Source organism: Variovorax defluvii (assembly GCF_039541515.1).
GTDB classification, from domain to species: Bacteria; Pseudomonadota; Gammaproteobacteria; order Burkholderiales; family Burkholderiaceae_C; genus Variovorax; species Variovorax defluvii.
This window is the reverse complement of sequence record NZ_BAABGJ010000080.1, coordinates 270382-297332: the sequence shown is the minus strand read 5'-3', so window position 1 is coordinate 297332 and position 26951 is coordinate 270382. Positions and strand designations below refer to the sequence as shown.

22 protein-coding genes and 1 other RNA gene are annotated in these 26951 nt (G+C 69.4%); 16 read left to right on the top strand and 7 right to left on the bottom strand.

Annotated elements, in window-relative coordinates; translation table 11 throughout:
• Positions 1-97 precede the first annotated feature (97 nt).
• Entirely contained in the window at positions 98-3622 is a 3525-nt protein-coding gene (locus ABEA07_RS24255) for a transglutaminase family protein (protein ID WP_345541086.1), read from the bottom strand.
• Positions 3623-3788: 166 nt separating this feature from the next.
• On the opposite strand from ABEA07_RS24255, the gene ABEA07_RS24250 reads away from it, so the two are divergent.
• From ABEA07_RS24250 to ABEA07_RS24240, 3 genes are all read left to right on the top strand, one after another.
• Positions 3789-6206 (top strand): DNA internalization-related competence protein ComEC/Rec2, encoded by a 2418-nt coding sequence (locus ABEA07_RS24250; RefSeq protein WP_345541412.1) that lies wholly within the window; start codon positions 3789-3791, stop codon positions 6204-6206.
• 80 nt (positions 6207-6286) lie between these two features.
• On the top strand, positions 6287-7828 hold the full coding sequence (locus tag ABEA07_RS24245; protein ID WP_345541085.1) for a circularly permuted type 2 ATP-grasp protein: 1542 nt from the start codon (positions 6287-6289) through the stop codon (positions 7826-7828).
• A 22-nt stretch (positions 7829-7850) separates the two neighbouring features.
• Positions 7851-8807, top strand: a complete 957-nt coding sequence (locus ABEA07_RS24240; RefSeq protein WP_345541084.1) for an alpha-E domain-containing protein — start codon at positions 7851-7853, stop codon at positions 8805-8807.
• Between the two features lie 190 nt (positions 8808-8997).
• Here ABEA07_RS24240 and ABEA07_RS24235 read toward each other — a convergent pair whose 3' ends face one another.
• On the bottom strand, positions 8998-9447 hold the full coding sequence (locus ABEA07_RS24235) for a carboxymuconolactone decarboxylase family protein (protein ID WP_345541082.1): 450 nt from the start codon (positions 9445-9447) through the stop codon (positions 8998-9000).
• 269 nt (positions 9448-9716) lie between these two features.
• An RNA gene (gene ffs, locus ABEA07_RS24230) (signal recognition particle sRNA small type) lies at positions 9717-9813 on the bottom strand.
• Between the two features lie 103 nt (positions 9814-9916).
• On the opposite strand from ffs, the gene ABEA07_RS24225 reads away from it, so the two are divergent.
• From ABEA07_RS24225 to ABEA07_RS24215, 3 genes are read left to right on the top strand one after another with little or no spacing between them, the layout of a single operon-like run.
• Positions 9917-10777: an S-methyl-5'-thioadenosine phosphorylase gene (locus ABEA07_RS24225; RefSeq protein WP_345541080.1), complete on the top strand. Its 861-nt coding sequence runs from the start codon at positions 9917-9919 to the stop codon at positions 10775-10777.
• On the top strand, positions 10774-11850 hold the full coding sequence (gene mtnA / locus ABEA07_RS24220; protein WP_345541079.1) for an S-methyl-5-thioribose-1-phosphate isomerase: 1077 nt from the start codon (positions 10774-10776) through the stop codon (positions 11848-11850). The genes ABEA07_RS24225 and mtnA overlap by 4 nt, the downstream gene beginning before the upstream one ends.
• Positions 11847-12539, top strand: a complete 693-nt coding sequence (locus ABEA07_RS24215) for a class II aldolase/adducin family protein (RefSeq protein WP_345541078.1) — start codon at positions 11847-11849, stop codon at positions 12537-12539. The genes mtnA and ABEA07_RS24215 overlap by 4 nt, the downstream gene beginning before the upstream one ends.
• 21 nt (positions 12540-12560) lie before the next feature.
• On the opposite strand, the gene ABEA07_RS24210 is transcribed toward ABEA07_RS24215, so the two are convergent.
• Positions 12561-13679 carry a M12 family metallopeptidase gene (locus ABEA07_RS24210; protein WP_345541076.1) on the bottom strand — a complete coding sequence of 373 codons (1119 nt, stop codon included), beginning with the start codon at positions 13677-13679 and terminating at the stop codon, positions 12561-12563.
• A 114-nt stretch (positions 13680-13793) separates the two neighbouring features.
• Between ABEA07_RS24210 and dnaX the strand changes: the two genes are divergently transcribed.
• The 6 genes from dnaX (at position 13794) to ABEA07_RS24180 (ending at position 19813) form a co-directional block, all read left to right on the top strand.
• The gene (gene dnaX / locus ABEA07_RS24205; protein WP_345541075.1) at positions 13794-15659 is read left to right on the top strand and encodes a DNA polymerase III subunit gamma/tau; all 1866 of its coding nucleotides are present in this window, start codon (positions 13794-13796) and stop codon (positions 15657-15659) included.
• Between the two features lie 37 nt (positions 15660-15696).
• A complete protein-coding gene (locus tag ABEA07_RS24200; RefSeq protein WP_345541073.1) occupies positions 15697-16029 on the top strand; it encodes a YbaB/EbfC family nucleoid-associated protein in 333 nt (110 codons plus the stop codon).
• 127 nt (positions 16030-16156) lie between these two features.
• Entirely contained in the window at positions 16157-16747 is a 591-nt protein-coding gene (gene recR, locus ABEA07_RS24195; RefSeq protein ID WP_345541072.1) for a recombination mediator RecR, read from the top strand.
• A gap of 231 nt (positions 16748-16978) precedes the next feature.
• Complete coding sequence (locus ABEA07_RS24190; RefSeq protein ID WP_345541071.1) at positions 16979-18025, top strand: ABC transporter substrate-binding protein; 1047 nt, start codon at positions 16979-16981, stop codon at positions 18023-18025.
• Positions 18026-18083: 58 nt separating this feature from the next.
• Complete coding sequence (locus ABEA07_RS24185) at positions 18084-18980, top strand: ABC transporter ATP-binding protein (RefSeq protein WP_345541410.1); 897 nt, start codon at positions 18084-18086, stop codon at positions 18978-18980.
• Complete coding sequence (locus ABEA07_RS24180; protein ID WP_345541070.1) at positions 18980-19813, top strand: ABC transporter permease; 834 nt, start codon at positions 18980-18982, stop codon at positions 19811-19813. Before ABEA07_RS24185 ends, ABEA07_RS24180 begins: the two co-directional genes overlap by 1 nt.
• A 45-nt stretch (positions 19814-19858) precedes the next feature.
• Here ABEA07_RS24180 and ABEA07_RS24175 read toward each other — a convergent pair whose 3' ends face one another.
• Both ABEA07_RS24175 and gloB read right to left on the bottom strand, forming a co-directional pair.
• Entirely contained in the window at positions 19859-21454 is a 1596-nt protein-coding gene (locus ABEA07_RS24175; protein WP_345541068.1) for a transglycosylase SLT domain-containing protein, read from the bottom strand.
• Positions 21451-22248 (bottom strand): hydroxyacylglutathione hydrolase, encoded by a 798-nt coding sequence (gene gloB / locus ABEA07_RS24170; protein WP_345541066.1) that lies wholly within the window; start codon positions 22246-22248, stop codon positions 21451-21453. Before gloB ends, ABEA07_RS24175 begins: the two co-directional genes overlap by 4 nt.
• Before the next feature lie 19 nt (positions 22249-22267).
• On the opposite strand from gloB, the gene ABEA07_RS24165 reads away from it, so the two are divergent.
• The 3 genes from ABEA07_RS24165 to ABEA07_RS24155 all read left to right on the top strand — a co-directional run bounded on the left by ABEA07_RS24165 (position 22268) and on the right by ABEA07_RS24155 (position 24670).
• Complete coding sequence (locus ABEA07_RS24165) at positions 22268-23044, top strand: class I SAM-dependent methyltransferase (RefSeq protein ID WP_345541409.1); 777 nt, start codon at positions 22268-22270, stop codon at positions 23042-23044.
• On the top strand, positions 23041-23490 hold the full coding sequence (rnhA, locus tag ABEA07_RS24160; protein WP_345541064.1) for a ribonuclease HI: 450 nt from the start codon (positions 23041-23043) through the stop codon (positions 23488-23490). Before ABEA07_RS24165 ends, rnhA begins: the two co-directional genes overlap by 4 nt.
• 79 nt (positions 23491-23569) lie before the next feature.
• Positions 23570-24670 carry an ROK family protein gene (locus tag ABEA07_RS24155; protein ID WP_345541062.1) on the top strand — a complete coding sequence of 367 codons (1101 nt, stop codon included), beginning with the start codon at positions 23570-23572 and terminating at the stop codon, positions 24668-24670.
• Positions 24671-24673: 3 nt separating this feature from the next.
• On the opposite strand, the gene ABEA07_RS24150 is transcribed toward ABEA07_RS24155, so the two are convergent.
• Positions 24674-25903 (bottom strand): hypothetical protein, encoded by a 1230-nt coding sequence (locus tag ABEA07_RS24150; protein ID WP_345541061.1) that lies wholly within the window; start codon positions 25901-25903, stop codon positions 24674-24676.
• Between the two features lie 107 nt (positions 25904-26010).
• On the opposite strand from ABEA07_RS24150, the gene ABEA07_RS24145 reads away from it, so the two are divergent.
• Positions 26011-26907, top strand: coding sequence for a GntR family transcriptional regulator (locus tag ABEA07_RS24145; protein WP_345541060.1), 897 nt, complete (start codon positions 26011-26013; stop codon positions 26905-26907).
• Positions 26908-26951 lie beyond the last annotated feature (44 nt).

Sequence of the window (26951 nt, the reverse complement as noted above, 5' to 3'; positions counted from 1 at the left end):
CTCGCGCCGATTTGGTTCCGCGGCTCGTCGCGATAGCCGCAGTCGTCTTGCCTCCCATGGCTCGAGCCACCTCGTCCGGAAGTTGGATTGACGACGTCTATCTTCTGCGCAAATCGAGCGTGAACGGAAACTCCCGACTCCCCGCGATCTCGATGTTGGCCGGCGGCGTGCGCAGCAGCCCCGGCGTGTGGCCCATGCGCGAGAAGCGTGACAGGCGCCGGCTCTCGGCCTCGTAGGCGTTGACGGGGAAGGTCTCGTAGTTGCGCCCGCCCGGGTGCGAGACGAAGTACTGGCAGCCGCCGAGCGAGCGCTTCATCCAGGTGTCGACGATGTCGAAGGTGAGCGGTGCGTGCACGCCGATGCCCGGATGAAGGGCCGAAGGCGGGTTCCAGGCCTTGTAGCGCACGCCGGCCACGTATTCGCCCGCGGTGCCGGTGGGCTGCAGCGGCAGCATCTGGCCGTTGCAGGTGACGGCGTAGCGGCTTTCGTTGAGGCCGGTGACGCGCACCTCGATGCGCTCGAGCGAGGAGTCGACGTAGCGCACCGTGCCGCCGGGCGCGCCTTCCTCGCCCATCACGTGCCAGGGCTCCAGCGCGTTGCGCAGCGACAGCTCCACGCCCATGGCCTGCACCTGGCCGACCAGCGGGAAGCGGAACTCGAAGTGCGGCGCGAACCAGGCCGGGTCGAAGGCGAAGCCGGCCTGGCGCATCTCGCTGATCACGTCCTCGAAGTCCATTTTCACGAAGGTGGGCAGCAGGAAGCGGTCGTGCAGCTCGGTGCCCCAGCGCGTGACCGGCGCGCGGTACGGTGCGTCCCAGAAGCGCGCGACCAGGGCGCGCAGCAGCAGCTGCTGCGCGATGCTCATGCGCGCATGCGGCGGCATCTCGAAGGCGCGCAGTTCCAGCAGGCCCAGGCGGCCGGTGGCGGAGTCGGGCGAGTACAGCTTGTCGATGCAGAACTCGCTGCGGTGCGTATTGCCGGTGACGTCGATCAGAATGTTTCGCAGCGTGCGGTCCAACAGCCAGGGCGGCATCTCGTCGCCGTGGATCTCGCGGTTGCGCGCGATCTGGGCCAGGGCGATCTCCAGCTCGTAGACCTGGTCGTTGCGCGCCTCGTCGACGCGCGGCGCCTGGCTGGTCGGTCCGATGAAGAGGCCGGAGAACAGGTAGCTCAGCGAGGGATGGTTGTGCCAGTACAGGATCAGGCTGGCCAGCAGCTCGGGCCGTCGCAGGAAGGGGCTGTCGCCGGGCGTGGCGCCGCCCAGCACGAAGTGGTTGCCGCCGCCGGTGCCGGTGTGGCGGCCGTCGGTCATGAATTTCTCGGCCGACAGGCGGGTCTGGAAGGCCGCCTCGTAGAGGAACTCGGTGTGGGCCACCAGCTCGCGCCAGTTGTGGGCGGGGTGGATGTTGACCTCGATCACGCCCGGGTCGGGCGTGACCTGCAGCAGCTTCAGGCGCGGGTCGCGCGGCGGCGGGTAGCCCTCGATCACGAGGCGCAGGCCCAGTTCCTCGGCCGTGGCCTCGACCGCGGCGAGCAGGTCGAGGTAGTCCTCCAGCCGGCTCAGCGGCGGCATGAAGACGTAAAGCAGGCCCGAGGCGCTGCCCACCTTCTCGGCCGCGGGGCCGTTGGCACGCCGCGGGTCGCGCACCTCCACGCACAGCGCGGTGCGCGTGACCCAGTGGGCCGATTCGCCGCGCTTCGGATAGTGCACCGTGGAGGATTCGATCGATGCCTGGGCTCGCGCAGCCGCGGCGTTGCCGTGGGCGGCCTGGAAGCGCAGCGCGGCCGGGGCCTGCTGGGGCGTGCCGAAGGCGTAGGGCACGTCGCCGAGCTCGCCCCCGGCGCCGAAAGCACCGGGTGCACCCGGCACACCGGGCCCGCCCGCGTAGCGCGCGCGCAGGATCGTGGCCGCGGGCAGCGGCGCCAGTGGCGCGCTCGGGTCGCGCTCGACCAGGTAGGGGTAGTCGCCCTTGCTGGCCCAGGGCTGCGAATCCAGCGGCAGGCGGTAGCCCATGGGCGAATCGCCGGGCACCAGGTAGAGCCGGTCGTCGCGCAGGAACCAGGGGCCGGTCTTCCAGCCGGGGCCGGCCAGCGCCGGCGCGTCGGTGCGCGCACCGGTGGCTTCGAGCGGCAGCACGTAGCCGATCACCGCATCGAGCTGCTGCGTGAACACGCGGCGCAGGCGGGCGCGCTCGAGCTCGTCGTCCAGCTTGGAGTCGAAGGGGTCCACGTTCACCGGAAGGCGGCGCTCGCGCCAGAGGTAGTAGTAGACGTCCTCGTAGCCGGGCTGCACGAAGCGGTCGGTCAGGCCCAGCCGACGCGCCAGGGTGCGGGTGAAGCGCTCGGCGTCTTCGCTGGTGTAGTGGGTGGGATGGCGCTCGTCGGCGAAGAGCGTGGGGTCGTGCCACACGGGCTGCCCGTCGGCGCGCCAGTAGATCGACAGCGCCCAGCGCGGCAACTGCTCGCCCGGGTACCACTTGCCCTGCCCGAAATGCAGGAAGCCGCCCTGGCCATACTGCTCGCGCAGCCGGTGCACCAGCTCGGTCGCGTAGCCCCGCTTGGTGGGGCCCAGGGCATCGGTGTTCCACTCGGGCGCGTCGCGGTCGGTGGTGGCGACGTAGGTGGGCTCGCCGCCCATGGTCAGGCGCACGTCACCGGCGTCCAGGCGCGCGTCCACCGCCTCGCCGAGGGCCAGCACCTCGGCCCATTGCTCGTCGGTGTAGGGCCGGGTCACGCGCGGCGATTCGTGGATGCGCGTGATCGTCATCTCGTGGCCGAAGTCGACCTCGGCCATGTCCACCGCGCCTTCGATGGGCGCCGCGCTGGACGGGGTGGGCGTGCAGGCCAGCGGGATGTGGCCCTCGCCGGCCAGCAGGCCCGAGGTGGCGTCGAGGCCGATCCAGCCGGCGCCGGGCAGGTAGACCTCGCACCAGGCGTGCAGGTCGGTGAAATCGACCGTGGTGCCGCTGGGGCCGTCCAGCGCTTTCACGTCGGGCGTGAGCTGGATCAGGTAGCCCGAGACGAAGCGCGCCGCCAGCCCGCAATGGCGCAGCAGCTGCACCAGCAGCCAGCCCGAGTCTCGGCAGGAGCCGGAGGCGTTGGCCAGGGTCTGCTCGGGCGTCTGCACGCCGGGCTCCATGCGGATCAGGTAGTTGACGTCCTGGTGGACCTGCTGGTTGATGTCGACCAGGAAGTCGATGGTGCGCCGCGTGCCGCGGTCGATCTTGTCGAGGTAGGCGGCCACCAGCGGCGTGGCGGGCTCGGCCACGAGGTAGGGGGCGAGTTCCTGCGCCTGCGATTCGGAATACTTGAAGGGGAAGTTCTCGGCCTGCGGCTCGAGGAAGAAGTCGAAGGGGTTGTAGACCGCCATCTCGACCACGAGGTCGACCGTGACCTTGAACTCGCGCGTCTTCTCCGGGAAGACCAGGCGCGCGAGGTAGTTGGCGAACGGGTCCTGCTGCCAGTTGATGAAGTGCTGCTCGGGCTCGACCCGCAGCGAATACGAAATGAGCTTGCTGCGGCAATGGGGCGCGGGCCGCAGGCGGACCACCTGAGGGCCCAGCTGCACGGGCCGGTCGTACTTGTAGTGCGTGACGTGGTGGAGCGCGGCGTGGATGGACATTTTTTCGTGTTGATCGAAAGAGGCCTCGGGACGAGACGCATACTAGTCCACTGGTTTAGCAATTAGCGCGCCATTCGAATGCGCGAGGGAGTGATTGCGGCATGACGACAGGGAGCGTTTCGTGACGCCCGGTGCGCCGGGGCGCGGGCTGGGCTTCTTTGCCCTGATGGCGGGTTCGGTCGCGGGGGCGGCGTTGCACTTGCAGCAGGCGGCGCTGTGGGAGCGGGCGGCGTATGTCGGCCTGCTGGCGGGGGGCTTGAGCGGTGCCTGGCTGCTGCGGTGGCTGAGGCGGCTGCGGTGGGCCGGCCAGGGGCGATGGCCGACGCTGTGGCTGCTGCTGCTCCTGGCGGCGGGTGCGCTCGCCGGTGCCGGTCTCGCGGGTTGGCGTGCCTCGGTGGACGCGGCCGATGCGCTGGACCCGGCCCTCGAAGGGCGGGACCTTCAAGTGGTGGGCGTGGTCGCGCAGATGCCCCAGCGCAGCGAGGGCGGCGTGCGATTTCTCTTCGACGTGGCCTCGGCCCGGTGGGTCGGCGAAGGGGCCGGGCCGCCGCCGCGCGTGCCCGCGCGCATCGCCCTGGGCTGGTATGCGGACAACACCGGGCTTTGGGGCCGCGCGCCCGAGCAGCCTCTGCAGCCCGAGGCGGCCGAGGCGCCGGGCCCCGTCCATGCCGGCGAACGCTGGCGCCTGCAAGTGCGCCTCAAGGCGCCGCACGGCAATCTGAATCCCCACGGCTTCGACCTGGAACTGTGGCTCTGGGAGCAGGGCGTGCAGGCCAGCGGCTACGTGCGCACGGGCGCCGGCGACGCGCGCCCGCAGCGCGAGGGCCAGGGCCAGAGCTGGCGCCACCCGGTCGAGCGGGCGCGCGAGGCGGTGCGCGACGCGGTCTTCGAACGCGTGCCCGATCAGCGGCAGGCCGGCGTCATCGCCGCGCTGGTGACCGGCGACCAGAACGCCATCGAAAGGGCCGACTGGGACATGTTCCGCGCCACCGGCGTCGCCCACCTGATGTCGATCTCAGGGTTGCACATCACCATGTTCGCCTGGCTGGCCGGGGCGCTGGTCGGCGCGGCCTGGCGCCGCAGCGCGCGCCTGATGCTGTGGCGGCCGGCACCCCATGCGGCACTGGTCGGCGGGGTGGTGCTGGCGGCGCTCTATGCGCTCTTCAGCGGATGGGGGCTGCCGGCGCAGCGCACGGTCTGGATGCTGGCCACCGTGGCGCTGCTGCGGCTCACCGGGCGGCAGTGGCCCTGGCCCTTCGTCTGGCTCTGCACCGGGGCGGTGGTAGTGGCCTTCGATCCCTGGGGGCTGCTGCAGCCGGGCTTCTGGCTCAGCTTCGTGGCGGTGGGCGTGCTGTTCGCGGCGGGGTCGCCGGACGAGCCCGGGACCGGCGCGGTGGCGCGCCTTTGCCGGCTGTGGCGCGAGCAATGGACGGTGACGCTGGCGCTGGCGCCGCTGGGCTTGCTGCTGTTCCAGCAGTTGTCGCTGGTGGGGTTGGTGGCCAACATGCTCGCCATTCCCTGGGTGACGCTGGTGATCACGCCGCTCGCGATGCTCGGCGGTGCCGTGCCGCCGCTGTGGGACGTGGCCGCGCGGGCGGTGCAGGGGCTGGCCTGGCTGCTGGAGTGGCTGGCCGCCTTGCCGCTCGCGACGCTGTCGTCGCCGGCCCCGGCACTGTGGGCCGCCGTCGCAGGCGTGGTGGGCGGCGCGCTGCTGGCCATGCGCCTGCCCTGGTCGCTGCGTGTGCAGGGGGTGCCGCTGCTCTTGCCGGCCTTGCTGTGGCAGGTGCCGCGCCCTGCCGTGGGCGAGTTCGAGCTGCTGGCCGCGGACGTGGGGCAGGGCAATGCGGTGCTGGTGCGCACCGCGCGCCACGGCCTGTTGTACGATGCCGGCCCGCGCTACAGCCTGGAAAGCGACGCCGGCCAGCGGGTGCTGGTGCCGCTGCTGCGGGCGCTGGACGAGCGGGTCGACACGGTGGTCCTGAGCCATCGCGACAGCGACCACACCGGTGGCGCGCCGGCCGTGCTGGCCATGCAGCCCGCCGCGGCATTGCGCAGTTCGATCGAGGCCGGACATCCGCTGCAGCAGTCGCGGCCGGTGCAGCGCTGCCTGGCCGGCCAGTCCTGGACCTGGGATGGCGTGCGATTCGAGATCCTGCATCCGCAGGTGGACGACTACTCGACCTTCACCCGGCCCAACGCGGTGTCCTGCGTGCTGCGCATCGGCAACGGCCACAGCACGGCCATCCTGACCGGGGACATCGAGCGCCTGCAGGAACTCGCCCTGGTCGCCCGCACCCCGGAACTGAAGGCCGATCTGCTGCTGGTGCCGCACCATGGGAGCAAGACCTCGTCGAGCCCGGCACTGCTCGATGCCGTGCGCCCGCGCATCGCGCTGGTCCAGGCCGGCTACCGCAACCGCTTCGGGCACCCGGCCGCGGAGGTGACGGCGCGCTATGCGGAGCGGGGCATCGACGTCATCGACTCCGCGCGCTGCGGCGCGGCCCACTGGTCCAGCATGTGGCCCGAGACGGTACGCTGCGAGCGGCAGGAAGCCCGGCGCTACTGGCACCATCGGCTGCCCTGAAACCGGCAATATCGGGTAAGCGCTGCAAGGTGACTGGCCTTGAACTTGCTAAGCTTCGTCCAAGGAGATTGGATCGTCCCATGCACAAATTCGACGAGATGTACGAGCAGCTGCCCTACCACGGCGCGGCGGTCCGCAACCACTACAAGCGCTACGAGCAGTGGCTCGCCAAGCAGCCCGTCGAAATGATGCGCTCGCGGCGCGAGGAGGCGGAGATGATCTTCCGCCGGGTTGGCATCACCTTCGCGGTCTACGGCGCCAAGGACGAGGACGGCTCGGGCACCGAGCGGCTGATCCCCTTCGACCTGCTGCCGCGCATCATCCCCGCCCATGAATGGGAGAGCATGGAAAAGGGCCTGGTGCAGCGCGTGACGGCGCTCAACCGCTTCATTCACGACGTCTACCACGGGCAGGAGATCGTCAAGGCCGGCATCATCCCCGCCGAGCAGATCTTCCAGAACGCGCAGTACCGCCCGGAGATGGTGGGCGTGAAGGTCCCCAACGACGTCTACTCGCACATCTCCGGCATCGACATCGTGCGCGCCCCCGACGCGAGCGGCAGCGGCGAATACTACGTGCTCGAAGACAACCTGCGCGTGCCCAGCGGCGTGAGCTACATGCTGGAAAACCGCAAGATGATGATGCGGCTCTTCCCCGAGCTTTTCAGCCAGAACCGTGTGGCTCCCGTTGCGCACTACCCCGACCTGCTGCTCGAGACCCTGCGCGCCTGCGCGCCCCCGGCTACCGCCGAGCCCACGGTGGTGGTGCTGACGCCCGGCATGTACAACAGCGCCTACTTCGAGCACGCCTTCCTCGCCCAGCAGATGGGCGTGGAACTGGTCGAGGGGCAGGACCTCTTCGTCAAGGACAACTTCGTCTACATGCGCACCACGCGCGGCCCGCGCCGGGTGGACGTGATCTACCGCCGCGTGGACGACGACTTCCTCGACCCCGAGGTGTTCCGCCCCACCTCCACCCTGGGCTGTGCCGGCCTGATGCGCGCCTACCGCGAGGGCAACGTGGTGATCTGCAATGCCGTCGGCACCGGCGTGGCCGACGACAAGTCGATCTACCCCTACGTGCCGAAGATGATCGAGTTCTACCTCGGCGAGCAACCCATCCTCAAAAACGTGCCGACCTGGATGTGCCGCAACAAGGAAGACCTCGACTACACCCTGGCCCACATGAAGGACCTGGTGGTCAAGGAGGTGCATGGCGCCGGCGGCTACGGCATGCTGATCGGCCCGGCGGCGACGCAGGCCGAGATCGAGGACTTCAAGAAGGCGGTGATCGCCAAGCCCGACGGCTACATCGCGCAGCCGACGCTGAGCCTGTCGACCTCGCCCACCTTCGTCGAGGCCGGCATCGCGCCGCGCCACATCGACCTGCGGCCCTTCGTGCTCTCGGGCAAGGAGGTGCAGATGGTGCCGGGCGGGCTCACGCGGGTCGCGCTCAAGGAGGGCTCCTTGGTGGTCAACTCCTCGCAGGGCGGTGGCACCAAGGACACCTGGATCCTCGAAGCCGACCGCTGGAACAAGCCGCGCAACGGCGGCAACGGCAACGGGGCGCAGGAGCAGACGCCATCGCCGTCCCAGACCCAGACGCAGACCCAGTCGAGCTGACCTCCGAGGAGCAAAGAACACCATGTTGTCTCGCACCGCCGATCACCTCTACTGGATGTCCCGCTACACCGAGCGCGCGGAGAACACCGCCCGCATGCTCGACGTCAATTACCAGACCTCGCTGCTGCCGCAGTCCGCCGAAGTCGCCAAGTACGGCTGGCAGGGCCTGCTGTCGATCAGCGAACTGCTGCCCGCCTTCAACGAGAAGTACGACCAGATCACGCCGGACCGGGTGATGGAGTTCATGGTGAAGGACGAATCCAATCCTTCGTCCATCCTCTCCTGCCTGCGCGCGGCGCGCGAGAACGCGCGCGCCGTGCGAGGTGCGCTCACCACCGAGTCGTGGGAGACGCAGAACACCACATGGCTGGAGGTCAACCGCATGCTGCGCGCGGGCGAGTTCGAGCGCGACCCGGGCCAGTTCTTCGAGTGGGTCAAGTTCCGCTCGCATCTTTCGCGCGGCGTGACCGTCGGCACCATGCTGCAGGACGAGGCCTTTTATTTCTCGCGCCTGGGCACCTTCATCGAGCGTGCGGACAACACGGCGCGCCTGGTCGACGTGAAGTTCCATGCCCTCAACAGCGAGTTCTTCGGTGCCGCGACGGAAGAGGACCAGGAGTACGACTTCTATCACTGGAGCGCGATCCTGCGCAGCGTCTCCGCCTTCGAGGTGTACCGCAAGGTGTACCGCGACGTGATCAAGCCCGAGCGCGTGGCAGAGTTGTTGATCCTGCGCCCCGACATGCCGCGCTCGCTGCATGCCAGCCTGATCGAGGTGGTGAACGATCTCGCGAAGGTGCAGAACGATCAGAGCGCCGAAACGCAACGGCGCGCCGGCAAGCTGCTGGCGGACCTGCAGTACGCGCGGGTGGACGAGATCCTCGCCACGGGGCTGCATGCGTACCTCACGCAGTTCCTCGACCGGGTGAACGACCTGGGTTGGCGGATCAGCCAGGACTTCCTGGTGCCTGGGCACTAGGCTTTCCTCAGTCTTCCCCGCTTCGCGACTTTCGTCGAGGCTGATCTGCTCCACTTTCCGTTGGGGGTGCCGCCTCTTCGAGTATGTTCCCGCGACGAAAAAACTCAGCCTTGCTGCGCGCGCACGCCTTGCAACCAGCCCCTTGGCGGGGCGACGCGACCCCTCGAACAGTGTCGACGGGCCCTCGTTGTCAGGCTCTGGCCCTGGGCTTCAGCCGGAAGCTCACGCCAAGCCGGTTGATGGCATTCATTGCAGCGATGGTCAGGGTGAGATCCACCAAATCCCGCTCGTTGAAGGCTGCTGCTGCGGCCGCGTAGGCGGCATCCGAAGCATGCGTTTCGCTCACGAGGGTGACTTCCTCGGCCCAGGCCAGCGCAGCGCGCTCCTGCTCCGAAAACAGGTACTCGGCTTCATGCCACACAGGAACGAGGACGGCCTTGTCAACCGACACGCCCTCCTTGATCAGGTCGCGCGTGTGAATGTCGATGCAGTGCGCGCACCCGTTGATCTGGGAGACGCGCAGGAAGACAAGGTGAACGAGGGTGCTGGGCAAGTTGGTGTCGTTAAGCACGTAGTGGTGCAGACCCCCGATCACCTTCGCCCCATCCGGCGAGACAGCAAACCAGTTTGCGCGGTTCATCACGATTTCCTTTGCGAGTTGGAAGATGCGACAGCCGGCGGTCGAGCCGGCCCATCTCCTGCAAGACGAATCGGGAGGGCCTGGTGTGACAGGTCCCACGAGAGAAACGTCGGCTGTGCTCGGAAAGCGCCTTCGGCTTGCGCGGGCTCCGCTGAACATGGACCCGCAGGAAAGCAGCTGTTGCTGCTCGGGGCCAGATGCACGCCCGAAGGCGCTCGGACTCGCCTACTGAATGCTGGCTTCAGAGGGAAACCGCCCCGCGGCATGAAGATGACGAGCCTTACCCCCGGCACTGGCTACGCAGTTAGGGCTGCTTGGTTCCCCACCTGACCCGGTTGGCCGCTTCACCATGCGGGGAGGCCCGTCAGCGGCGATTGTAGGCGATGCCATCGGTGCGACCGCGAGGAGGGCTTTTGGGCGGCTTGGCGGATGCTATGCTGCCGCGCTTCGAGCGCAGGGGAGTGTATTCATGATCGGCATCATCGGTGGCAGCGGTCTCTACGACCTGCCCGGACTCACGGACACGCGCTGGGTGGATTGCGACACGCCCTGGGGGCCGCCGTCCGACCAGGTCTTTCTCGGCCGCCTCGGCGACGCCGAACTCGCCTTCCTGCCGCGCCATGGCCGTGGGCACCGCGTGCCGCCGAGCGAGCTGAACTACCGCGCCAACATCGCGGCGCTGAAGAGCCTGGGCGTGAGCGACGTGCTTTCGCTCAGCGCCGTGGGCTCGCTGCGCGAGGATCTTCCGCCGGGCTGCTTCGTGGTGGTCGACCAGTTCATCGACCGCACCTTCGCCCGCGAGAAAAGCTTCTTCGGCACCGGCCTCGTGGCGCACGTGGCGATGGCCTCGCCGGTGTGCGCGCGGCTGGGCGAGCACATCGGGCGCGCGCTGGAGGCACAGCAGTTGCCCCACCGGCGCGGCGGCACCTACTTGGTGATGGAAGGCCCGCAGTTCTCCACGCTTGCCGAGAGCCGGCTCTACCGCGCGTGGAACTGCGACGTGATCGGCATGACCAACATGCCCGAGGCCAAGCTCGCCCGCGAAGCGGAGCTGTGCTACGCCTCGGTGGCCATGGTGACCGACTTCGACTGCTGGCATCCCACGCACGACGACGTCACCGTCGATGCGGTGATCCGGGTGCTGCTGGGCAACGCCGCGCACGCGCAGCAACTGGTCGCGCGCGTGAGCGATGCACTGGCGCACGATGCGCATGCGCCGGGCTGTGCCTGCCGCCGCGCACTGGATCACGCGCTCATCACCGCACCCGCGGTGCGCGACCCGGCGATGGTGCAGCGCCTGCAAGGCATCGCTGGACGGGTGCTGCGATGAGGGTCGAAGGCCAAGCGCGTACGGCGATCTGGCCGGCGCCGGAGCGCGATGCGGTGTTCGTCATCGACCAGCGGCTGCTGCCGCATCGCCTGGCGGTGCTGCGCCTGGACACGCCCGAGGCCGCAGCGGCCGCCATCCGCGACATGGCCGTGCGGGGCGCACCGCTGATCGGCGCCACCGCCGCCTGGGGCCTGGCGCTGCAGGCGCGCACGGCGGCGGACGACGCCGCGCTGCGGTCGGCGGCGGCGCAACTCAACGCCACGCGGCCGACCGCGGTGAACCTGGCATGGGCGCTGCAGCGCATGCTCGAGCGCCTCCTGCCTCTGCCGGTGGGCGGTCGCGCCGCCGCCGCGTGGCAGGAGGCCGGGCGCATCGCCGATGAAGACGTGGCCTGCAACGCGGCCATCGGGACGCATGGCGCGGCGCTCATCGTCGAGGCGTCGCAGCGCCTGAAGCGCCGCGTGAACGTGCTGACCCACTGCAACGCCGGCTGGATCGCCACGGTCGATTGGGGCACGGCGCTCGCGCCGGTCTACAAGGCGCGCGACGCAGGCGTCGACCTGCACGTGTGGGTGGACGAGACGCGGCCGCGCAACCAGGGCGCGAGCCTCACGGCGTGGGAGCTCGGGCAGGAGGGCATCGCCCACACGGTGATCGCGGACAACACCGGCGGCCACCTGATGCAGCATGGGCGCGTCGACCTCGTGATCGTGGGCTGCGACCGCGTGACGCGGCGCGGCGACGTGTGCAACAAGATCGGCACCTACCTCAAGGCGCTCGCGGCGCACGACAACGGGGTGCCCTTCTACGTGGCCATGCCCCTGTCCACGCTGGACCGGACGATGGCCGATGGGCTGCGCGAGATCACCATCGAGGAGCGCTCGCCGCGGGAGCTCACGCACATCGCCGGCCTGGGCCCGGACGGGGCGCTGGTCGAGGTACAACTCACGCCGGCGACATCGCCCGCGTTGAACCTCGGCTTCGACGTCACGCCCGCGCGGCTGGTCACGGCGCTCATCACGGAACGCGGCGTCGTGCCGGCAAACGAAACGTCATTGGAGGATTTGAGATGAACGCGCTGCAGGAGATGAACGAGACAAGCGAGTTCTGCGACGAGGCCAGCCTGCGTGCGCAGGCACTGGCCGCCGTGCGGCGGCTCGACGCGCTGGGGCTGAACCGCGGCAGCACCGGCAACCTGAGCGTTCGCCATGAAGACGGCTGCCTCATCACGCCCACCGGCATGGGCGCCGACGACATGAAAGCGCAGGACTTCGTCAGGGTGGGGGAGAACGGCCGCACCTTCGAAGGCCGCTGGCACCCCTCCTCGGAATGGCCCTTGCACACCGCCATTTACAGGGCGCGGCCCGAAGTGCAGGCCGTCGTGCATACGCATTCGGTGCACGCCACGGCGCTGGCCTGCCTGGAGCGGCCGCTGCCCCCCTTCCATTACATGGTGGCGGTGGCGGGCGGCGACGACGTTCCCTGCGTGCCTTATCACCTGTTCGGCTCGCCGGAACTGTCCGAGGCCGTGGTCGACGGGCTGCAGGCGCGCGATGCCTGCCTGATGGCGCACCACGGGCTGGTGACCGCGGGCCGCTCGATCGCCCACGCCATGAAGCTGGCGGTGGAAATCGAATCGCTGTGCCACACCTGGCTCCAGATGCTGGCCGTGCAGCCCGAGCCACCCTTGCTGAGCGCGGCGCAGATGGCGGCAGTGCGCGAGCGCTTCAAGCATTACGGCCGGGCTCGGCGTCAGGGCTGATCGTCCGGCTTGGGCAAAGCGTCACCAGACCATCAACGAGGTCTCGAGCGCCGCGTCGGCATAGTAGAGGCGCAAACCCACCAGGTAGCGCCGGCCCTTCTGCAGGCGCGCGCTCAGGCGCGCGTTGAGGTCGGTGCCGCTGTCGTCGTTGCCCGCGATCTGCACGTTGCCGGCGGACGTGACCTCGAACAGCACCAGCACCGTGTCGGAGGTGCCGAAGGTGCCGATGGTGTAGCTGCGCGTGCGCGGCGGCGCGAACTCGAAATTGCGGGTCTCGCCGGCCTTGATCTTCAGCAGTTGCGACAGGCCCACTTTCAGCGTGCCGACCGCCGGTGCGCGCACGCCCGGGTACGACTCCACCACCCAGGCCTTGTCGGCATAGGACAGGCCGCCCTTGGGCACCAGCCCGTTGCGGTAGGGGGCCGGGGCATCGATCAGGCCGGCCTCGAACTGGTACTCCATGACGGAGTCGGGGTCCCAGGTCGTGCCCTTGATCTGGGATGCAGGGAGCTTGCGCAGGATGTTCCACTCGATCTGCTGCTCCTGCCAGTTGTTGGGCGGGCCGGAGAAGTAGTCGAGCACCGCCTGCCGATTCCAGGTGATGCCGGCATGGGGGTTCTGGTGCTCGTGCTCCAGGCCCAGGGTGTGGCCGATTTCGTGCAATGCGGTGTCGCGGCCGTAGTCGGTGTTGAGCGGCCAGCCGAAGTTCATCGTGCGCTGCAGCGGGTCGCGCACCATGAGCACGTCGCGCCCCACATAGGACCAGGAACCGTCCTCCGCGTCGAAGCCGATGCGCACGATCGCGTCCTCGGCGGCGTCGACGCGCCGGAAGGAGATGCCGATGCCCAGCTTGGCCCAGATCTCGAAGGATTCCTCCACCACCTCGGTGTCGGCGCTGTGGCCCTGCCAGGCGGCGGGAACGGTGTCGCCGCGCTTGTAGCAGTAGTAGGTGAGCTGGGTGGCGTTCACCCATTTCTTGCCCCCGGCCAGTATGGCGGCCGCCCGGCCTGCGGAGACGCTGCTGTCGAACTGCCGGATCGTCTGGATCGGCTGGGCGCAATAGCGGCGCGCGCCTGCCGCCTGCGGCTTGGCTTTTGGGGGCGCGGGTGCTCGCGCGGTCCTCGGGTGCGCAGTGGGCATGTCAAGCTCCTCGAAGAGGCCCTGCCATGCTAGGGGAGATGGGATGAAAATCTATAAGTAAAAAGGCCTATGCCATGGCGGGAGGCGTCCGGTGCGACAACCTAGAATGCGCCGATGGCCTATCTCGTGCTCGCTCGCAAACATCGCCCCAGGACCTTCAGCGAGATGGTGGGCCAGGAGCACGTCGTGCAGGCGCTCGAGAACGCGCTGACGTCCCAGCGGCTGCATCACGCCTACCTCTTCACGGGCACGCGCGGGGTCGGCAAGACCACCGTCTCGCGCATCCTTGCCAAATCCCTCAACTGCCAGGGGCCGGACGGGCAGGGCGGCATCACGGCCGCGCCCTGCGGCACCTGCCAGGCCTGCCAGGACATCGATGCCGGCCGCTTCGTCGACTACACGGAGCTGGATGCTGCCTCCAACCGCGGCGTGGACGAGGTCCAGGCCCTCCTGGAGCAGGCGGTCTACAAGCCGGTTCAAGGGCGCTTCAAGGTCTTCATGATCGACGAAGTGCACATGCTCACCGGCCATGCCTTCAACGCCATGCTCAAGACGCTGGAGGAGCCGCCCGAGTACCTCAAGTTCGTGCTGGCCACCACCGATCCGCAGAAGGTGCCGGTGACGGTTCTGTCGCGCTGCCTGCAGTTCAACCTGCGGCCGATGGCGCCCGAGACGGTGCTGGAGCACCTCACCCGCGTGCTGCAGGCCGAGTCGGTGCCGGCCGAGCCGCATGCGCTGCGCCTGATCGCCCGCGGCGCCCGCGGCTCCATGCGCGACGCCCTCTCTCTGACGGACCAGGCCATCGCCTTCGGCAACGGCGAGCTGACCGAAGGCGGCGTGCGCCAGATGCTGGGCAGCGTGGACCGCGGCCACGTGTTCCGCCTGATCGAGGCCCTGGCCCAGGGCGACGGCCGGACGGTGGTCGAAACCACCGAGGGCCTGCGCCGCGACGGCCTCTCGGCCGCGTCCACCCTCGAGGAGATGACGGCCGTGCTGCAGGCCATGGCCGTGCTGCAGGCCGTGCCCTCGCGCGCCCAGGCCGCCGATGCCACCGACCCCGATGCCGCCGAGACGGCGCGCCTGGCCGCCGCCATGCCGCCGGACGAGACGCAATTGCTCTACAGCCTGTGCCTCCATGGGCGTGGCGAGCTGGGCCTGGCACCCGACGAATACGCCGCGCTGACCATGGTGCTGCTGCGCCTGCTGGCCTTCAAGCCGGCGCCGGCGCGAGGGGCGGGCGAAGACGCCCCGGCGGAAAAAAAAACTCTGAATGAAGCGGCGCCCGGGCCGGCGCGCGGGTCGGTGCCCGTTCGCGCCGAGCCGCCGCGAACGGTGCAGGCCGGGCGCCCATCCGCAGGCGTTGCGCCCGCCGTGCCTGCATCCCCTGCATCCCCCGCCGGCGCGGAAGCCCCGCGTGTCGCCCCGCCCGGCCACCGGTTGCCGGTGCGCGAGGAGGGCCGCGTCGGTGCCGCGCCGTTTCCGCCCGGCGCGGAGCCGGTGCCGACGGGTCAGGTGCTGGCCGTCCCGGTGCGCGTCCAGCCCCCGCCCGGCGCGCGCGATACCGCACGGGACGCCCTGCCGGCGCCCATCGAGCCCAGCGAGGACGGCGACTTCTGGTACGCCACCGTCACCCGGCTCGTGGCGGCCGAGGCGATCAACGCATTGGCGCGCGAACTGGCGCTGCAGTCGCAACTGGTGGCGCGCGACGTCGACCAATGGCTGCTGCGCGTGGAGCGCGAGTCGCTCAACCAGGCGAGCAGCCGCGAGAAGCTGCAGGCCGCGCTCGCGGGCATCGGCCACGGCGTCAAGCTGGCCATCGAGATCGGCGGCGTGGCCGACAGCCCGGCGCGCCGCAACAAGCAGGCGGCCGACGCGCGGCAGCGCGAGGCCGAAGAGGCCATCCGCAACGACCCCGAAGTGCAGTCCATGATGCGGGACTGGGACGCGCGGATCGTGCCGGGCTCGCTCAAGCCCGCCTGATCTTTTTCCTTATCCATCAACGACGACAGGACCAACGATGTTCAACAAAGGACAACTGGCCGGCCTCATGAAGCAGGCGCAGGCAATGCAGGACAACCTCAAGAAGGCGCAGGAAGAGCTGGCCACCATCGAGGTGGAAGGCGAATCGGGGGCCGGCCTGGTGAAGGTGGTGATGACCTGCAAGCACGACGTGAAGCGCGTCACCATCGACCCCAGCCTGCTGGCCGACGACAAGGACATGCTGGAAGACCTCGTGGCCGCGGCCTTCAACGCCGCCGTGCGCAAGGCCGAGGAAACCAGCGAGCAGAAGATGGGCAAGATCGCCGCCGGCATGCCGGGCCTCCCCCCCGGCATGAAGCTTCCTTTCTGATGCTCTCCCCCAGGCTTGCCCACTTCGTGTGGCCGCCAACCTCATCGCCGGGGGCAACACCAGCGGCCCGGCAAAGCCGGTTCCGCGGTGTTCCTGAAACCGGCATGGTGCGCGGGAGCAAGTGACTGTGGCGGATTCGAGCGCGCTCGACACCCTCATCGTGGCCCTGCGCCGCCTCCCGGGGGTGGGCGCCAAGTCGGCTTCGCGCATGGCCTTCCACCTGCTGCAGCATGACCGCGAGGGGACTCGTGTGCTGGCGCGTGCGCTGGAGCAGGCGGCGGCGCAGGTGCGGCACTGCGAGCGTTGCAATACCTTCACTGAAGCGCCCGTGTGCAGCGTCTGCCTGGACGCCCGGCGCGACGCCTCCAAGCTCTGCGTGGTCGAGACGCCGGCCGACCAGGCCGCGCTGGAGCGCACGGGTGCCTTCCGCGGCTACTACTTCGTGTTGATGGGCAAGCTGAGTCCGCTCGACGGCATCGGCCCCAAGGACATCGGCCTGGCCCGCCTGTTCGAACGCGCGCTCGACGGCCAGGTCAGCGAGGTGATCCTCGCCACCAACTTCACCGCCGAGGGCGAGGCCACCGCGCACGTGATCGGCGAGGCGCTGCGGCAGCGCGGCCTGTCGGTGACGCGGCTCGCACGCGGCGTGCCGGCGGGCAGCGAGCTCGAGTACGTGGACCTCGGCACCATCGCCCATGCGCTGGTGGACCGTCGCTGAGGCCTTGCGCTGAGCGTTGCTGACCGGGCTGGATGCCGGGTGCGCGCATCGTCCGCAACGCGATGCATCCGGGGTCGCATCGCGCACTTTTCCGCAGGCCGCAGGCAGCGTTTTGGAGGCCTTCATGCTTACGTGGAAACCCGCACGGGATGTTCCCGATGCCGGCCTGCGCGGCGCGCCCCTAAGCTCGATTCGAACTACACGAACCAGAGCGCCCGCGGGCGTCGTCTCATGCTCAATCGCCGTCGCTTCACCGTTGCCGCTGCGACCTTGGGTGCCGCCTCCTCCATCGCCTTGCCGCTGTGGGTGCGTGCGCAGCAAGCCAGGATCGAGAAACCGAAGCTGTCCATCGCCGTGGGCGGCAAGGCGGCCTTCTACTACCTGCCGCTGACGATCTCCGAGCAACTGGGCTACTTCAAGGCCGAGGGGTTGGACGTCGAGATCTCCGACTTCGCCGGCGGCGCGCGCGCCTTGCAGGCGGTGGTGGGCGGCTCGGCCGATGTCTGCTCGGGCGCCTACGAGCACACCATCAACCTGCAGGCCAAGAACCAGGTCTTCCAGTCCTTCGTGCTGCAGGGCCGCGCGCCGCAGATCGCGATCGGGGTGTCGACCAAGAACATGCCGGGCTACGCCGGCGTCGCCGACCTCAGGGGCAAGAAGATCGGCGTGTCGGCGCCGGGCTCGTCCACCAACATGGTGGCCAACCTGGTGCTTTCGCGCGCCGGGCTCAAGGCCAGCGACGTGAGCTTCATCGGCGTGGGGGTGGCAGCCGGTGCGCTGACGGCGTTGCGCTCGGGCCAGATCGACGCGATCAGCAACACCGATCCGGTCATGACCATGCTGGAGCAGAAGGGCGATGTGAAGATCATCAGCGACACGCGCACCCTGAAGGGAACGCAGGAGGTGTTCGGCGGCCCGATGCCGGCGGCCTGCCTTTACGCGCCGGCCGAGTTCGTGCAGAAGAACCCCAACACCTGCCAGGCGCTGGCCAACGCGATCGTGCACGGCCTCAAGTGGCTGCAGACCGCGGGGCCGGGCGACATCATCAAGACCGTGCCCGAGACCTACCTGCTCGGCGACCGCGCGCTGTACCTCGCCTCCTTCGACAAGGTGCGCGAGGCGATCGCGACCGACGGGATCGTGCCGGCCGAAGGCCCCAGGACCGCGCTGGCCGCGATCGCCAGCTTCGACCCGACGGTGAAGGCCGACAGAATCGAGCTCGGCAAGACGTACACCAACGAATTCGCACGCCGCGCCAAGGAACGATTCAAAGCCTGAGAGTTGCCACTTGCCCGCCCGGCTCTGCCGGGTTTTTTTCATCCTGCTCCTGGCCGATATGTCCGACGATGCGCTCGAACTGATTGACATCAGCTGCACCTTCCGGGCCAAGGATGCACCCGGGCAGCGCTACACCGCGGTGGCGGGCACCTCGCTGCGCGTACGGGCGGGCGAGTTCGTCTCGGTGGTCGGGCCCACCGGCTGCGGCAAGTCGACGCTGCTCAACGTGGCGGCCGGCCTGCTCGAACCGACCTCGGGCGCGGTGAAGGTCTTCGGCCAGCCGCTTTCGGGCATCAACACCCGCGCGGGCTACATGTTCCAGTCCGACGCCCTGATGCCCTGGCGCAGTGCGCTCGCCAACGTGATGCTGGGTCTGCAGTACCGCGGCGTGCCCGAGCGGGAGGCGAGGGCGCAGGCCGAGCAATGGCTCACACGCGTGGGCCTGGCCGGTTTCGGCGACCGCTATCCGCACCAGCTGTCCGGCGGCATGCGCAAGCGCACGGCACTGGCCCAGGTGCTGGCGCTGGACCCGGACATCATCCTCATGGACGAGCCCTTCAGCGCGCTCGACGTCCAGACGCGGCAGCTGATGGAGAACGAGGTGCTCGAGCTGTGGGCTGCGCCGGGCGCCGGGCGCCGGGCCGCGCCGAGGCCGGGGCTCAGCCCCTCGGGGGGTGGGCGCGAAGCGCCCGGGGGGCAACAGGGACAGAAGGCGGTGCTCTTCATCACGCACGACCTCGACGAGGCGATCGCCATGAGCGACCGTGTGGTGGTGCTCTCCGCCGGCCCGGCCACCCACCCGATCGGCGAGTTCGTGATCGACCTGGCCCGTCCGCGCGACGTGGCGGAGGTGCGCACGCATCCGCGTTTCGTCGACTTGCACGCGCAGATCTGGGGCGTGCTGCGCGACGAGGTGCTCAAGGGCTACGCCCAGCAACTGAAAAAGGCCGCCTGATGAAGCTGTGGCCGCACGAAGGCAACGCGCGTGCGTGGCAGGTGCTGCTGCTGATCGTGCTGCTGCTGTCGTGGCACCTGGCTTCGCGCGACACGCAGATCGCCTTCTTCCTGGGCGAGCCGATCAAGGTGGCGGGCCGGATCTGGAGCTGGTTCCTGCCCGTCGCGCTGGCGCCGAACGCGCTCTTTCCCGAGGGCCTGCCGGGCAACGCCGACATCTACCGGCACCTGGGCGTCACGCTGCTGGAGACCGTGCTGGCCTTCGGCATCGGCACGCTGCTGGGCCTGGCCTGCGGGCTCTGGCTGGCGCTGGCGCCGACCGCCAGCCTCATCCTCGACCCCTACATCAAGGCCGCGAACTCCATGCCGCGGGTCATCCTGGCGCCCATCTTCGCGCTGTGGTTCGGGCTGGGCATCTGGAGCAAGGTGGCGCTGGCGGTGACGCTGGTGTTCTTCATCGTGTTCTTCAACGTCTACCAGGGCGTGCGCGAGGTCAGCCCGGTGGTGCTGGCCAATGCGCGCATGCTCGGCGCCAGCCGGCGGCAGCTTCTGCGCACCGTGTACCTGCCGAGTGCGACCAGCTGGGTCTTCTCCAGCCTGCACACCTCGGTGGGCCTGGCCTTCGTCGGTGCCGTGGTGGGCGAATACCTCGGCTCCGCGCGCGGCGTGGGCTACCTGATCCTGCAGGCCGAAGGCACCTTCGACGTCAATACCGTGTTCGCCGGCATCGCAGTGCTCACCGCCTTCGCGCTCGCGCTCGACGGCCTGGTCGGGCTGATCGAGCGGCGGCTGATGAAGTGGCAGCCGAAGAGCGGCGAGACCGAGAAGATCTGAAGCTCCGGGCCGCCTCGGAGGAGGCAGCCGTACCGCCCTGAGCGGCTAGCGCTTTTTCTTCGATGGCGTGCCGCCTCGCTTCTCGCGCACGATCTTCGACGAGGCACGGGGCCGGGCCGAAGACGCCTCGCGACCGGTGCTGGTCTTGACCACCCCGCCGCCGCGCTTGCCGGTCACCACCACCGTGCTGTCGCGGCCGCGCGTGCCACGCCCCACGCGCTCGGCCGCGGCGGCCCGCACGGGCAGGTAGACCACCACGGCGTGACCGCGCTTGAAGACATGGCTGCTCTTCACGTCGTTCCAGTCGGCGACACTGGCGGCGCTGAGCCTGTAGCGGCGCGCGATGCTGGCCACGCTGTCGTTGCGGCCGGCCCTGACCGTGGTGCGACGGGTGACGATTTCCGGCTGGAAGCTCAGGTGGCCCGTGTCGGCGACCGCGGCCTGCACGTCTTCCTGCACGCGAGCGCCGCGCGGCACGATGAGCGTGGAACCGGCCTTGATCATCATGCGCGGCGGCACGTTGTTGATGGCGCGAAGGTCGGCCTCGCTCATGCCGGAGCGCTGAGCTGCGTCGGCCGCCGTCATGGTGGTGGGCACCGTCCAGGCCGTCCAGCTCGCGTACTGCCCCTGGCTGTAGGCGTCGAAATTGCGCTGGAACACGGCCGCGTTGTCCCAGGGCAGCAGGATCTCGGGCGTGCCGGCGGCCAGCAGCACCGGCTTGTGGGCGGCGGGGTTGAGGGCGCGGAAGTCCTCGATGCGCACGTCGGCCAGCTTGGCGGCCAGCGCGACGTCCAGGTCGCGGGTCAGCGACACGGTCTGGAAGTAGGGGTGGTTGGCGATCAGGGGCAGGTCGGTGTTGAAGCGCTGCGGATTGGCGACGATGTTCTTCACCGCCTGCAGCTTGGGCACGTAGTAGCGCGTCTCGGCCGGCATGTTGAGGTCGGTGTAGCCGGTGGGCAGGCCGGCGCGCTGGTTCTTCGCAATGGCACGGCTCACGCTGCCTTCGCCCCAGTTGTAGGCGGCCAGGGCCAGGTGCCAGTCGCCGAACATGTTGTAGAGCTTCTGCAGGTAGTCGAGCGCCGCGCGGGTGGAGGCGATGACGTCGCGCCGGTCGTCGCGGAAGACGTTCTGCTTGAGGTCGAAGTCGGTCCCGGTGGCGGGCATGAACTGCCACATGCCGGCGGCCTTGGCACTGGACACCGCCTGCGGATTGAAGGCGCTTTCGATGTAGGGCAGGAGCGCGAGCTCGGTGGGCATGTCGCGGCGCTCGAGTTCCTCGACGATGTGGAAGATGTAGCGGCTCGAGCGTTCGGTCATGCGCTGCATGTAGTCGGGCCGGCTCGCATACCACTGCTCGCGGTCACGCACGAGCTCGGTGTCGAGGTCGGGCATCTTGAAGCCGCGGCGGATGCGGTCCCACATGTCGGTGGGCGCTGCCAGCGTCGCCACGGAGCGCGAGCGTGTCGCGCCGGAGGTGATCGGGGTCAGGGGGCCGTTGGGGTAGACCGGGGCGGCGGTGTCTGCCGGTGCGGCGGGTGCGCCGGATGAGGAGGTGGAGGTGGAAGAACCCGGACCGGTGGTGCTCGCGCAGCCCGCGAGCAGCAGCGAGCCGGCAAGGCAGGCAGCGAGTATGAATTTCATCGAAAGTCGTTTTTCCATTGGCGCAGGGCGGCGAACACGTCGGGCTGCCCGCTTTGGGGCGAAAGGCCGGCGTGGCGGCGGACCGCTTGCAGGACAGCGGCTTCGCGGCTGCGAAGAAAGGGGTTGACAAGGCGCTCGGTGCTCAGCTGCGAAGGCAGCGTCGGCTCGCCGCGGGCACGCAATGCCTCGCATCGCGCCGTGTACTGAGCCAGATCGGCATTGCCGGGTTCCACGGCTTGTGCAAAACGCAGGTTAGAAAGTGTGTACTCGTGGGCGCAGCACACGCGGGTGTCGCCGGGCAGCGCTGCCAGTGCGTCGAGCGAGGCCAGCATCTGTGCGGCCGTTCCCTCGAAGAGCCGCCCGCAGCCGCCGGAAAACAGCGTGTCGCCGCAGAAGACCAGCGGCGCCGGCGCACCCGCAGCGAGGTTGTGCGCGTCGGCCGGCAGGAAGTAGGCGATGTGGCCGGCCGTGTGGCCCGGCACGTCCATCACCTCGAAGCGCAGGCCCAGCACCTCGGCATGGTCGCCCTGTTCGAGGCGCACGAGGGGCTCGGGGATGGTCTCGCGCGCAGGGCCGAAGACCTGTGCATTCGTGGCCTCGCGCAGCGCCGCGACGCCACCCGTGTGATCGGGATGGTGGTGCGTGACTAGAATCGCGGCCAAATGCAGGCCGCCACGTGCGAGCGCATCGAAGACCGGTGCGGCTTCTCCCGGGTCCACCACGATCGCGTTGCGACCGTCCTGCAGCATCCAGATGTAGTTGTCGGCGAAAGCGGGCAGTGGGACGAGCTTCATGAGCGGTCAAATTATAGGTTTGCACGAGTGGTTCCAGACCCCTCCCGGCCGCTGCCTGCTGGAGTGGGAGCAGTCGCGTTTCGACCAGGCGGTGGCCGATGTCTTCGGCTACCACGCGTTGCAGCTGGGCCTGCCCGAGATCGAGGGCCTGCGCACCAACCGCATGCCGCACCGCTGGCTGGCCGTCGACGACACGGCCTGCACCGCGGGCAGCGCGCTGGTCACCGATTTCACCGCGCTGCCCTTTCCGGCCAACAGCCTGGACCTGGTCGTGCTGCCGCACGCGCTCGAACTCAGCCATGACCCGCACGCCACCTTGCGCGAGGTCGAGCGCGTGCTGGTGCCGGAAGGCCGCGTGGTCGTCTGCGGGCTCAATCCGGCCAGCCTCTGGGGCATGCGGCAGTGGCGCGCGCGCCTCTACCAGCGGCTCGGCTTCGGCGAACTGTTCCTGCCCGATTCGGGCGACTTCATCGGCTACCGCCGCATGCGCGACTGGCTGCGTCTGTTGAGCTTCGAGGTGGAGTCGGGCGACTTCGGCATCTATCGCCCCGCGGTGCGCAGCGAGGCCTGGCTGGAGCGCCTGCGCTGGTTCGACGGCCTGGGCGAGCGCTGGTGGCCGATTTTCGGCGCGGTCTATTTCCTGGTCGCGGTCAAGCGGGTGCGCGGCATGCGCCTGTTGTATGCCGACTGGCGGCGCGCGGCGCAGCGTGCGAGCGCCCCGGTGCCGATCGCCGGGAGGGTGCATCGCGGCCATCATCACCATCGAACACGACAACGACAAGGAAGAGGGTCTTGACCGAAGTGCAGATCTACACCGACGGCGCCTGCAAGGGCAATCCCGGCCCGGGCGGCTGGGGTGCCTGGCTCAAGTCGGGCGCCACCGAGAAGGAGCTTTTCGGAGGCGAGCTCAACACCACCAACAACCGCATGGAGCTCAAGGCGGTGATCGAGGGTCTGGGTGCGCTCAAGCGGCCGTGCAAGGTGGTGCTGTACCTGGACAGCCAGTACGTGCGCATGGGCATCACCGAATGGATCCGCGGCTGGAAGGCCAAGGGCTGGCTGACCTCCACCAAGCAGCCGGTGAAGAACGTGGAGCTGTGGCAGCAACTCGACAAGCTGGTGTCGCAGGGCGGCCACCAGATCGAGTGGCGCTGGGTCAAGGGCCACTCGGGCGACCCGGGCAACGAGCGCGCCGACAGGCTGGCGAACAAGGGCGTGGAGCGGGCGCTGGGCCGGCTTTGATTGGCTGAAACGGCCTACTCGGCAACCCCGTCGAGTTGTGGATGCTCTGTGCCTCGATGACCGCCACGCAAAGGACTTCATGGCATCCGACGACCGCAAGCGATCGAAGAAAAAAACGAAGGACGACCCGGACGGGCCGGCCCCGTCCCACGACGTCCACGGCGCGCGCGAACTGCCCACCGTGCTGGTGGAGGGCTACAGCCTGCAACTGCGGGACGAGGGCGGCTTCCTGGGCGACCAGGCCAGCCAGACCGCCTTCCGCGAACTGCTCGAGCAATGGCGCCGCCGCCATCGCCGCAAGGGCAAGAAGGACCCGCTGGGCGACCGGCATTCGAAGGATCTTGGCAAGGGCACGCTGGATGCGGCGCTCAAGTCCGGCCGCGCCTCGGAAGCCACCGACGTCGTGCATGCGGCCATGGAGGAATTCGCCGAGGGGCTGGCCCAGGTCATCCGCGGCTTCATGCGGCAGCCGTCCTGGAAGGGCGTCGAACGCATCGTGATCGGCGGCGGCTTTCCCGAGAGCGATGTCGGCGAGCGCGCCGTGCTGCAGGCCGCGGCCATCCTGCAGGAGATGGGCGAGCGGGTGCCGCTGGCCCGCATCTGCCACGACACCGACGACGCCGGCCTGCTGGGCTGGGTGCATCTCGCGCCGCCGGAGCTGCTGGAGCACTACGACGCGATCCTCGCGCTGGACATCGGCGGCACCAACGTGCGCTGCGGCATCGTCAAGCTGCGCCGCAAGCGTGCGCCCGACCTGTCGAAGGCGAAGGTGCTGCGGCGCAAGAAGTGGCGCCACAAGGACGACAGCCCCAACCGGCGCGCGCTGGTGACCGGGCTGGCCGAGATGCTCGAAGACCAGGTGCGCCACTGCAAGAAAATGGGCATCCGCCTCGCGCCCTTCGTCGGCATCGGCTGCCCCGGGCTCATCCGCAAGGACGGCTCGATCGCACGCGGCGCGCAGAACATGCCGGGCGACTGGACCAGCGAGCACTTCCACCTCCCCACCGCGCTGCGCCGCCAGCTCCCCACCATCATGGGCGTGCCGACCATCGCGCTGATGCACAACGATGCCGTGGTCCAGGGCCTCAGCGAGCTGCCCTTCATGCGGGACGTGAAGCACTGGGCGGTGCTCACCATCGGCACGGGGCTGGGGAACGCGAGCTACACCAACGTGGTTTGATCCCTACGCCGGGCGGGCGCCCGCATCGCGCCGCAGCGCAGGCAGCGCGAGTGCGGCGTCGCCCGTTTCGTGGGCCGCGAGCAGTTCCGCGCCACTGACGAAGTCCAGGCCCGGATGTCGGCGCCGCAGCGCCGTCAGCTCGTCGGCGGTCTCGCGCGCGCCCCGCCGGTTGCCGCCGATGTACAGCGCGACCGGCGTCACCTCGCGGCGCAGCGCCGCGCTCCAGGCCGCGGCTTGTGCCCGCACATGAGCGGGCAGTCCCTCGTCCAGCGCAGCCTCGGCATCGTCGACGGCCACCATCACACAGGTCAGGCCGTCCCGTTCTACCATGAGCGTGTGGGCCGCGCCCACGCCCTGCTGCACAGAGGCGCCCAGGGCGTGAAAGACCTGCAGCGCGGCCTCGATCACGCCCACCGCATCGCCGCGCTGCAATTGCCCCAGCAGCGCCATGCCCGCGAGCTCGCGGACGAGGGCGGCTTCACGGGTCTGGAGCGCGCGTCGCTGGGCGGCGAGTTCGGCCAGTTCCTGCCGCAGGGCCGCCTCGCGCGGCAGGACGAGGGGCTCGCGCCAGGCGTAGGTGGACGAAGCGCGCGCGTCGAAGCGCAGGCGCGCGCTCATGTCCTGCAGGGCGGCCACCATGCCGTCGATCGCGTCCACGGGCGTCGCCTCGCGCAGCGCCGGCAGCACCAGGATGCGGCCCGGATGGTGGTACTGGTAGAGCGCACAGGCGCGCCCGGTGCCCGCCAGGGTGGCGATCGGCTGGGCGTGGCGGGGGCAAAACACCGAGGTGGCCTGGAAATGCGCGCCGAAGGCGTCGAAGAAATCGCGGAAGGGCTGCCCGGCCTCGCATTGCACGGCCGTGGCTTCGCACGCGTCGTGGCCCAGGTCCGCGTGTCCGGGCAGCGCCTCGAGCATGTCGTAGCCCACGATGTCCTGCACCGTGTGCAGGGCCAGCCGCCCGAATCCGGGCGCGAACAGCGCCAGCGTGCCGCCGCGCCCCAGGAACTGCAGGAACTCCTCGCGCCAGAAGCGCGTGTCGCGGTAGGCCCGTTGCGAGTCGCGCACCGCCAGCACCGGCCGGCCCTCGTGCCGGCTCTCGGTGGCATAGACCTCGGCAATCGCGGCCGGCCGCCAGATGAGCAGGTCGGCGCCGTCCAGCGAGGCGGGCTGCGCGAAGCTCATGTGGCTCGCCGCCTCCGGGCCAGCTTGGAAGTCGAGCAGGGCGATGGGCATACAGCGTCTTCAGAAGCGAGGAAGAAAAAGCGTGTTGACAGGCCGCTTGGCCGCATAGCATGATATCCGTACAAGCTGATGACTCGCACGGTGGACCCCACAATTCCATGACGGCAACCGACGCTCCGAAACGTCCGCACGGCCTTCCCGGCCGCGACGCGGCACCCGCCGCCAGCGCCCCGCCTGCGCGTGCCGAGGCGCCGGTGGCCGCGGAAGGCATTGCGCTCGACCGGGATTCGGCCTTGCCGCTCTATGCGCAGGTCAAGCGACGCTTGCAGGCGATCATCCAGACCGAGTCGCTGCCCGACGGGCGCTTCTATTCCGACCAGGAAGTCTGCGCGATGTTCGGCGTGAGCCGCTTCACCGTCCGCCAGGCCATCCAGGAACTGGTGGCGCAGGGGCTGCTGCGCCGCGTACAGGGGCAGGGCACCTTCGTCAACACCGACAAGTTCGACGAGATCTTCGGCCCGCAGATGGACTTCCAGCACCAGTGGGAACGCCGCGGGCGGCCGCTGTCCTTCCGCCTGCATCGCTTCGCGCTGCTGCCCTGCCCGGAAGACATGGCGTTCCATCTCGGCGTGGGTGCCGGCCAGAAGGTGCTGCACATCGAGCGCGAGCGGCAGAGCGGCGGCGTCGCCATCTCCTACGACTACCGCTACATCCATCCCGACTTCGGCGGCTCGATCACGCGGCCGGAGGCGCTGCAGCACTCCCTGCTCGACCTGCTATCGCGCCGCGTCGTCCTCTCGCATGCCCACAACCGGCTGGAGGCCGCGCTCGCGGGGCCCGAGATGGGGCGCCTGCTCGGCGTGCCGCCCAACTCGGCGATGATGGTCCGCGAGCTGGTCTACTTCGGCAAGGACGGCCTGCCCGCGATGGCCGGGCGTTCCTACTCGCCGGGCAAGTCGGTGCGCCACAGCTTCACGGTGGCACTGTCGGGCGCGGACTTCAACGCCGCCTCCGCGGGCACCGGCCACCAGATGACCGTGGAGGCCGCGGACTGACGCGCCGGCGGCGGCGTTCCTGTCGGCATTCATTCCATCCTTCC

What these genes read in the sequence shown, in the direction of transcription:
- ABEA07_RS24210 (WP_345541076.1), bottom strand. Translation starts at nt 13,679, where the DNA reads ATGCCCACTGCGCACCCGAGGACCGCGCGAGCACCCGCGCCCCCAAAA.
- ABEA07_RS24185 (WP_345541410.1), top strand. Translation starts at nt 18,084, where the DNA reads ATGTCCGACGATGCGCTCGAACTGATTGACATCAGCTGCACCTTCCGG.
- gloB (WP_345541066.1), bottom strand. Translation starts at nt 22,248, where the DNA reads ATGAAGCTCGTCCCACTGCCCGCTTTCGCCGACAACTACATCTGGATG.
- ABEA07_RS24180 (WP_345541070.1), top strand. Translation starts at nt 18,980, where the DNA reads ATGAAGCTGTGGCCGCACGAAGGCAACGCGCGTGCGTGGCAGGTGCTG.
- ABEA07_RS24245 (WP_345541085.1), top strand. Translation starts at nt 6,287, where the DNA reads ATGCACAAATTCGACGAGATGTACGAGCAGCTGCCCTACCACGGCGCG.
- ABEA07_RS24145 (WP_345541060.1), top strand. Translation starts at nt 26,011, where the DNA reads ATGACGGCAACCGACGCTCCGAAACGTCCGCACGGCCTTCCCGGCCGC.
- ABEA07_RS24175 (WP_345541068.1), bottom strand. Translation starts at nt 21,454, where the DNA reads ATGAAATTCATACTCGCTGCCTGCCTTGCCGGCTCGCTGCTGCTCGCG.
- ABEA07_RS24225 (WP_345541080.1), top strand. Translation starts at nt 9,917, where the DNA reads ATGATCGGCATCATCGGTGGCAGCGGTCTCTACGACCTGCCCGGACTC.
- ABEA07_RS24255 (WP_345541086.1), bottom strand. Translation starts at nt 3,622, where the DNA reads ATGTCCATCCACGCCGCGCTCCACCACGTCACGCACTACAAGTACGAC.
- mtnA (WP_345541079.1), top strand. Translation starts at nt 10,774, where the DNA reads ATGAGGGTCGAAGGCCAAGCGCGTACGGCGATCTGGCCGGCGCCGGAG.
- dnaX (WP_345541075.1), top strand. Translation starts at nt 13,794, where the DNA reads ATGGCCTATCTCGTGCTCGCTCGCAAACATCGCCCCAGGACCTTCAGC.
- ABEA07_RS24150 (WP_345541061.1), bottom strand. Translation starts at nt 25,903, where the DNA reads ATGCCCATCGCCCTGCTCGACTTCCAAGCTGGCCCGGAGGCGGCGAGC.
- ABEA07_RS24215 (WP_345541078.1), top strand. Translation starts at nt 11,847, where the DNA reads ATGAACGCGCTGCAGGAGATGAACGAGACAAGCGAGTTCTGCGACGAG.
- ABEA07_RS24155 (WP_345541062.1), top strand. Translation starts at nt 23,570, where the DNA reads ATGGCATCCGACGACCGCAAGCGATCGAAGAAAAAAACGAAGGACGAC.
- ABEA07_RS24250 (WP_345541412.1), top strand. Translation starts at nt 3,789, where the DNA reads ATGGCGGGTTCGGTCGCGGGGGCGGCGTTGCACTTGCAGCAGGCGGCG.
- ABEA07_RS24200 (WP_345541073.1), top strand. Translation starts at nt 15,697, where the DNA reads ATGTTCAACAAAGGACAACTGGCCGGCCTCATGAAGCAGGCGCAGGCA.
- ABEA07_RS24240 (WP_345541084.1), top strand. Translation starts at nt 7,851, where the DNA reads ATGTTGTCTCGCACCGCCGATCACCTCTACTGGATGTCCCGCTACACC.
- ABEA07_RS24235 (WP_345541082.1), bottom strand. Translation starts at nt 9,447, where the DNA reads ATGAACCGCGCAAACTGGTTTGCTGTCTCGCCGGATGGGGCGAAGGTG.
- ABEA07_RS24190 (WP_345541071.1), top strand. Translation starts at nt 16,979, where the DNA reads ATGCTCAATCGCCGTCGCTTCACCGTTGCCGCTGCGACCTTGGGTGCC.